This is a genomic window from Thalassospira sp. UBA4513, assembly GCF_002388495.1.
GTDB classification, from domain to species: Bacteria; Pseudomonadota; Alphaproteobacteria; order Rhodospirillales; family Thalassospiraceae; genus Thalassospira; species Thalassospira tepidiphila.
In genome coordinates, this window is sequence record NZ_DGMR01000042.1 from 1 (window position 1) to 6,841 (window position 6,841).

The following is a 6,841-nucleotide window of genomic DNA, read 5'->3' on the forward strand; positions in this document are numbered from 1 at the left end:
ACCTGTTGAAAGCTCACATCTAGAGCAGCATGGCCGCCCGTCCCCGCCGCTGGATCATTTTGATGCGCAAGACGTTGGCATTATGGTGCACACTGTATCCGCCCCTGATCCGGGGCACCCAGAACACGTACACCAAGCATACCTTTATCGCCTTCGTCACCACAATCGATTGAGCCCATGTTTAAATTCAGCCCGCGCAATCCGGAAAAAACCGGCGACGACCGACCTGCTTCGTCCCTATGGGGGTATGTCTGGCGCATGAGTGGTTGGCATCAGGTTGTGGTGTGCAGCCTTGCGGTGCTGGTCGCCGCCCTTGGCATTGCACCGATCGAGCTGCAACGCCGGATTGTCGATAACGCCATCACACCACAGAACTTTGATCTTTTGATCACTCTGGCCGCCCTTTATCTCGGCCTGATTATTGTCCATGGCGGGATCAAGTTCGTGCTTCGGATTTACGAAGGGTGGCTGAGTGAAAGTGCGATCCAGTATAACCGCAAGCACTTAACGCGCCTGCATGCCCATAACGAGGCCGGCAGCCAGGATGAAAGCAACGGGCGTGCGGTTTCGATCATCGGGTCCGAGATCGAAAAGCTTGGCGGGTTTGTCGGTGATGGCCTGTCACAGCCGGTGGTCAATAGCGGGATGCTGATCTTTGGCCTTGGCTATATGATCAGTGTCGAGCCGATGATTGGACTTATTGGCGTGATCGCCCTGATCCCGCAGGTCGCCCTTGTCCCGGTCATTCAGAAACGCATCAATGCGCTTATTGAAGCCCGCGTTGAGAAGATGCGCGATGTCAGTGACGAACTTTCGGAAATGTCGACCGACAAGGATGACGACGAACAGCTTCGCCCGATCAATAAAGGCATCACTGCATTGTTTGACAACCGCATGCAGCTTTTCGTTTTGAAGTTCGGCATGAAGTCGCTGATCAATCTTTTGAATGCGCTGGCACCTATTTGCGTGCTGTTTGTCGGTGGTTACCTTGTGATCCAAGGCCAGACATCGGTCGGTATCATCGTCGCCTTCATTTCAGGCTTTGACCGGATGTCATCGCCGATGCGTGAATTGCTGTCCTATTACCGGGTGGCGGCACAAGCAGCCGTGCAACACAAGATGATCGCGAAGTGGATGCAGTAGGCCTGAGAACGACCGCCAATCTTACCTAGCAGTCCTGACTTTGCGGGTTCAGGGCGTATCGGCCGCACAGTTCCCGATCAAGGGCACCGCATTCGTTGCAGCCGCCTTCGACATAGAAGCAAAAACGGTTACGCCCGCAATTCTTGGCGCGATAAAGCGCCTTGTCGGCATCGCGATAGATTGAGTCCGGCGTTCCGTTATGATCGGCACAGGTCGAGATGCCGATACTGATGCCAACATGGACTTCGTTGCCATCAATGATCAGGGGACGTGACACTTCCTCGATAATCCGTTGGGCCGGAATGGCGGCATCGCGGACATCATCCATCAATGGCAGGACCACGGCGAACTCATCGCCGCCAAGACGGGCGACGACATCGGCTTCGCGGCAATTGCGTTTGATGATTTCGGCGACTTCGACCAGAAGCTTGTCCCCGACCGGATGGCCAAACGTGTCATTGACTTTCTTGAAGCGATCAAGATCGAGCAGCAGCAAAACGATACTTTTTTCAAAGCGCCGGTTGATCTGAATGATCTGCGACAGCATTGAATTGAACTGATAGCGATTGGATAGACCGGTCAGTTGATCGGTCTGGGCAAGCCTGCGAATTTCGGCTTCGACCGCCTTGGTCGGCGTGATATCGGCATGGGTGCCCGACATGCGCAGCGGATTGCCATCCGCATCCCATTCCACGACCTTGCCGCGATCAAGAACCCATACCCAGCTGCCATCCTTGTGACGCATCCGGCATTCGCACTGATAGTGATCGGTTTCCCCCCGGAAGGTGCTTTGCAACGCAGCGTCGGACTTTTCGAGGTCTTCGGGATGGCAATATGCCAACCATGTGTCGATGCTTACGGGACCAAGTTCGTCGAGCGTGTAACCAATGATTTCGGCCCAGCGTTCGTTAAACCGGGTTTCGCCGGTCTGAACGTTCCATTCCCATGTGCCCGCACTGGTGCCCCAGATGATTTCATCAAGACGCTGGCGTTCCTCGGCCAGTTTGCGGTTGGCATCCTTGAGCATGCGTTCGTAATGTTCGCGCTCGGTAATATCGACATTGGTGGTGTGAATGTATTTGCGTTCATGCAGCTCTATCAGGCCGGCATGCACCTGCATCTTGCGGATTTCGCCATTCCCCAGGCGATGTTGAACGACAAATGACAACGCGCCATGTTCGAGAACCGCACTGACATGCCTGTGCATGGACGGTGCGCCATCAACATCAAGGTCCGGGATCGTCCGACCAACAAGACCGCCATCGGCAAAACCATAAAGTTCTTCTGCTGCGCGGCTGGCATCAACAATCTGGCCATCTGCCGGATCGACCAGAATGTTGATCGCAGTTGTGTTGCTAAACATCTGGCGATACAGCAGTTCACGTTCGCGGAAGGCGACTTCGGCCTGTTTGACATCGTTAATATCGGCGAATGAAACGATCACGCCGTCAAAGGTGCCGGTCTGTTCATTATGCAGGGGTTCTGCGTTAACCCGGATCCAGGCAAATTCGCCATTGGGGCGATTGACCCCCAACACAACGCCATATTCGCGGTCACCGGTTGCAAGGACCCTTTTGCCGGGAAGCTCATCACGGGTCAGCGGCACACCATCTTCGCGCACAAAGGTGCACGGCGTTTCGGGCACGGTCTTTCGGCAAAGTTCGTCGCCCGTGAGACCAAGAATCTCAAGCGCAGTATTATTGAACTCCACCACTGTACCGGCGGCGTCATGCACAACCACCCCCTCGGCAAGGGAGTTAAGAAGGCGCTTGTGCAGATTGCCGCCTTTTTGCAGCGTGTGACTGGTGCCATCCGATGAACAGAGCGTTTGCGTCGGACCAAGGCGCGTCAAGCATCCCGACGTCACAACATCGCCACTGGCCAATTCGTGGATCGTCGCGCAATCTTCGACCGTGATCCAATTGCCATCTTTATGGCGCAAACGGAAGGTTAGCCGCTGGTTGGCATCATTTGTGGCCTGTTGATTTCGGTGCTGCGCGAACAGCGCGACATCATCGGGATGAAGCAAGGATGCCCAACCCTGTGTGCGATCAAAGTCGCTATCGGCCGGGTCGTAGCCAAGCAGTTCAAAAACGCCTGCGCCGAAATAGTTCCGTGACGGGGTCTTGCGGAAAAACTCATAGAGAACCGGCGCCGCACCGGCAGCGCAAGCGTCAGTTCCTGTCTGTTTGGTCAAGTTTACCGACAAATTCATCCCGTCGCCGTACTGGCGTCTCCTTCAGGAAACCAAAATAAACGATACCAATGTATAGGTATTTATTTATACCTATTGAAAATTGATGCAAAGCAGATTCTGCAGCGAAGACGTGAAATCGTTTCCCCGATCGAGCTAACTTATTGAACTGAAGCCCCGTATCGACAATCCCTTCAAAAGTAGAACACCGATAAACAGGGCTCCGGCATGCACAGGAAACAGGCATAAAAAAAGGAGCAGTTACCTGCTCCTTTGTATGGGTCATGGCGTTTGCGCGGCCAGTTGCGGGTTAGCCCAGCAACTCCAGATAACGTCCGGCGGCCAAAAACTCTGCCCGGTGACGGTCGAGACGGGCGATGGCCTCGGCATCGTCGCCCCACTTTTCCATCGCGTAGCCTTCGTCAAGGATCGAGGCTTCAAACGCGGTTGTGGTGTCAAGCTTGCGGTTCATCACGGCAAGACCAATGATCACGGAACCTGAAATCGTCGTCAGACTGTGCAGGGCTGTCAGGTAATAGTCGTCAAAACCTTCGACATGATCCTGCAAGCGCAGCAATGCATGGTCTTCCTGGGTGATCGGCATCACACCTTCGGTGACCGTTAGCACCACCCCCAGATGGTCTTTTGACCAATCGAGAAGCGGCTGCCATGTCTTGGCCTGACGTTCGATCAGGTCTTCGGGGAAGGATGCGCGATAGCACAGCAAATCCGATCGGCCATAGCCGGTCAGCTCAGCAATCACCGCATCGCGGTTGGGCCGCACCCGGTCAATCGCGGTCGCGGCAAGCTGCATGATCGGCATGGTGGAAGGCTGGACTTTTTCGCCCTGTGCGTCCCATTCCGCCGCGATTTCACGCGCAAGTACTTCGGATGGCAGCACAAAGTCCGCCTTGGCCGGGGTTTTCACCGCACGACCATCAAGAAGCACGCGCCAGCCGGCCCCGGTTTCATCGGCGCTGGCATCGGCCTTTTTATAGAAACGTTTGATCGATTGTGTAAGCATGACCGCCATATGCCCAAAAGCAGCGGATTGCGCAAGTGATTTGCCACATAATTTGCCAGATAAAGAGCGCCAATTGAGCGATTATCAAGAATTTCTGTATAATTTTTGATCAAATTGCCCCATTGACCAAATAATAAACACCCTTACTCTGCTGGGCGAAGGTTACAAAACCGCGACAAAGCGGGCGCACAGGCGACATGGCATGACCATTGCTAAGTGCGCATTGGATTTATCAGGTGGCTGGATTGTTTCATCGATCCGCATTCAGGAGGCTTCTTTAGACATGACCACGTTTACGAACAGACTTTTGGGGGCTGCTATCGGGGCGGCTGTTGCGTTTGGCGCGCATGCGGCCCTTGCAGATATGGCGATAAAATTCTCGCTCGACTGGAAATATGAAGGTCCGGCGGCACCGTATCTTCTGGCCAAGAAGAACGGCTATTTCGAAGAAGAAGGCCTTGATGTCACGATTGACTCGGGCAACGGTTCGGTCGGTGCGATCACCCGTGTTGCCAGCGGCGCTTATGACCTTTCGCTTGCTGACATCAACTCGCTGGTGGAATTCAACGCATCCAACCCGGATCGCGCCATGAAGTCGATCTTCATGGTGTATGATCGCCCGCCATTTGCGCTGTTCATGCTGAAAAGTTCCGGCATTACCAAGCCGGAAGATCTGGTTGGCAAAACCCTTGGCGCACCGGTCTTTGACGCATCGCGCAAGCTTTATCCGGCATTTGCATCGGCCACCGGTCTCGACCTTGACGCTGTGACCTGGGAAAGCATGGATCCGCCGCTGCGTGAGCCGATGCTGGTGCGTGGCGATGTGGATGCGATTTCCGGTCACTATTTCACCTCGATCCTGAACCTGCAGGCGCAGGGTGTTGCCAAGGATGACCTGACCGTCTTCATGTATAAAGACTTTGGCATGGACTTCTATGGCAACGGCATCCTGGCATCGCCGGACATGATGGAAAACCACCCGGAAGAAGTTAAAGGCTTCCTGCGTGGTGTGGTCAAAGGCTGGGCGGCGGCAATTGCCGATCCGCAATCTGCAATTGATGCCCTTAAGGAAGTTGATCCGCTGATCAACCCGGATCTTGAGCTGCAGCGCCTGCAGATGGCGATTGATGAAAACGTCGTCACCCCAGCAACCCTTGAAGAAGGCATGGGCCTTGTCAAAGCCGACCGTATGGCCAAGGCCATCGATCAGGTTGCCCTGGCATTCGGGTTTGAAAACAAGCCGTCTGTTGATGACATCTATACCGACGAATTCATGCCGTCTGCTGAAGACCGCATGCTGAAATAATCACCTTATGAAGCGGGGCAGTCGGATTTTCTGACTGCCCCGTTTTCCATGACAGAGAAACAAGAATACGAACAGGCCAAGCAGGGGGAATAACTGCAGTGTCCAAAAGCTTCGTCGAACTCAACGACGTCAAACTTCGCTATAGCGAAGGCGATGAACTGGCGCTTGAAACCACCAACATGAAGATCGACAAGGGTGAATTTATCGCCGTTGTCGGCCCATCGGGGTGTGGCAAGTCATCCTTGCTGAAACTGGTTTCCGGCCTGATGCCGCCCTCGGAGGGCAATGTCATTGTCGATGGCAAGGAAGTTTCAGGGCCGCTCAAGATTGTTGGCATGGCGTTTCAGAACCCGACCCTTTTGCCGTGGCGCACGACCCTTGATAACGTTCTGTTGCCGATGGAAATCGTCAAGCCGCACCGCAATCGCCTGCGCAAACATCGCGCGGAATATGAAGAACGCGCACGCAAGCTTCTGGCGACCGTCGGACTTGAAGGCCACGAAGACAAATATCCGTGGGAATTGTCGGGGGGCATGCAGCAGCGTGCATCGCTGTGCCGGTCATTGATCCATGAGCCGGACCTTTTGATGCTGGATGAACCGTTTGGTGCGCTTGATGCCTTCACCCGTGAAGAGCTTTGGGACATCTTGCAGAACCTTTGGATGATCAAGCCGTTCACGGTTATTCTGGTCACCCATGATTTGCGTGAGGCGGCCTATCTTGCCGATACCATCTATGTGATGTCCAAACGCCCGGGTAAAATCCTTGTGGAGCGCAAAAACACCCTGCCCCGCCCCCGCGATCAGGAAACCACCTTTACCCAGCCTTTCACCGATCTTGTCCACGAATTGCGCAGTCACATTCGTGACGTGCGAGAAGCATAAGGAAGGGCGGGAAAAGTCATGAAAAAGAAATTGAACCTTCGCAAAGCAACGCCGTGGCTAAGCGCCATCGGGCTTTTTGTGCTGTGGGAATTGATTGTACGGATTTTCAACATTCCGCCTTATGTCCTGCCGACCCCGTCTGAAAGCATTATTGTCGGCTGGCAGTTCCATGAAGCGATCTGGATGCATGCCTATCACACGCTTTATACGACACTGGCGGGCTTTGCCATTGCCGTGGTGTTCGGGGTTGTGCTGGGTGCGCTGGTCGGATCAAGCCGGGCGATCTATGA

At 54.4% G+C, this 6,841-nt stretch carries 5 protein-coding genes and 1 pseudogene; 4 read left to right on the forward strand and 2 right to left on the reverse strand.

The window, feature by feature from the left end:
* The first annotated feature begins 258 nt into the window (after nt 1-258).
* The gene (locus tag B2T33_RS20115; RefSeq protein WP_286793039.1) at nt 259-1,143 is read left to right on the forward strand and encodes an ABC transporter ATP-binding protein; all 885 of its coding nucleotides are present in this window, start codon (nt 259-261) and stop codon (nt 1,141-1,143) included.
* Nucleotides 1,144-1,168: 25 nt separating this feature from the next.
* Here the strand turns inward: B2T33_RS20115 and B2T33_RS20120 are convergent, their stop codons facing one another.
* Both B2T33_RS20120 and B2T33_RS20125 read right to left on the reverse strand, forming a co-directional pair.
* A complete protein-coding gene (locus tag B2T33_RS20120) occupies nt 1,169-3,340 on the reverse strand; it encodes a diguanylate cyclase domain-containing protein (protein ID WP_197145330.1) in 2,172 nt (723 codons plus the stop codon).
* 307 nt (nt 3,341-3,647) lie between these two features.
* The gene (locus B2T33_RS20125) at nt 3,648-4,361 is read right to left on the reverse strand and encodes an ATP12 family chaperone protein (RefSeq protein WP_252723936.1); all 714 of its coding nucleotides are present in this window, start codon (nt 4,359-4,361) and stop codon (nt 3,648-3,650) included.
* A gap of 283 nt (nt 4,362-4,644) precedes the next feature.
* On the opposite strand from B2T33_RS20125, the gene B2T33_RS20130 reads away from it, so the two are divergent.
* The 3 genes and pseudogenes from B2T33_RS20130 to B2T33_RS20140 form a co-directional block, all read left to right on the forward strand.
* Entirely contained in the window at nt 4,645-5,667 is a 1,023-nt protein-coding gene (locus B2T33_RS20130; protein WP_197145332.1) for an ABC transporter substrate-binding protein, read from the forward strand.
* A gap of 98 nt (nt 5,668-5,765) precedes the next feature.
* Nucleotides 5,766-6,551, forward strand: a complete 786-nt coding sequence (locus B2T33_RS20135) for an ABC transporter ATP-binding protein (protein ID WP_197145333.1) — start codon at nt 5,766-5,768, stop codon at nt 6,549-6,551.
* A gap of 18 nt (nt 6,552-6,569) precedes the next feature.
* A pseudogene (locus B2T33_RS20140) lies at nt 6,570-6,841 on the forward strand (ABC transporter permease); the annotation flags it as partial.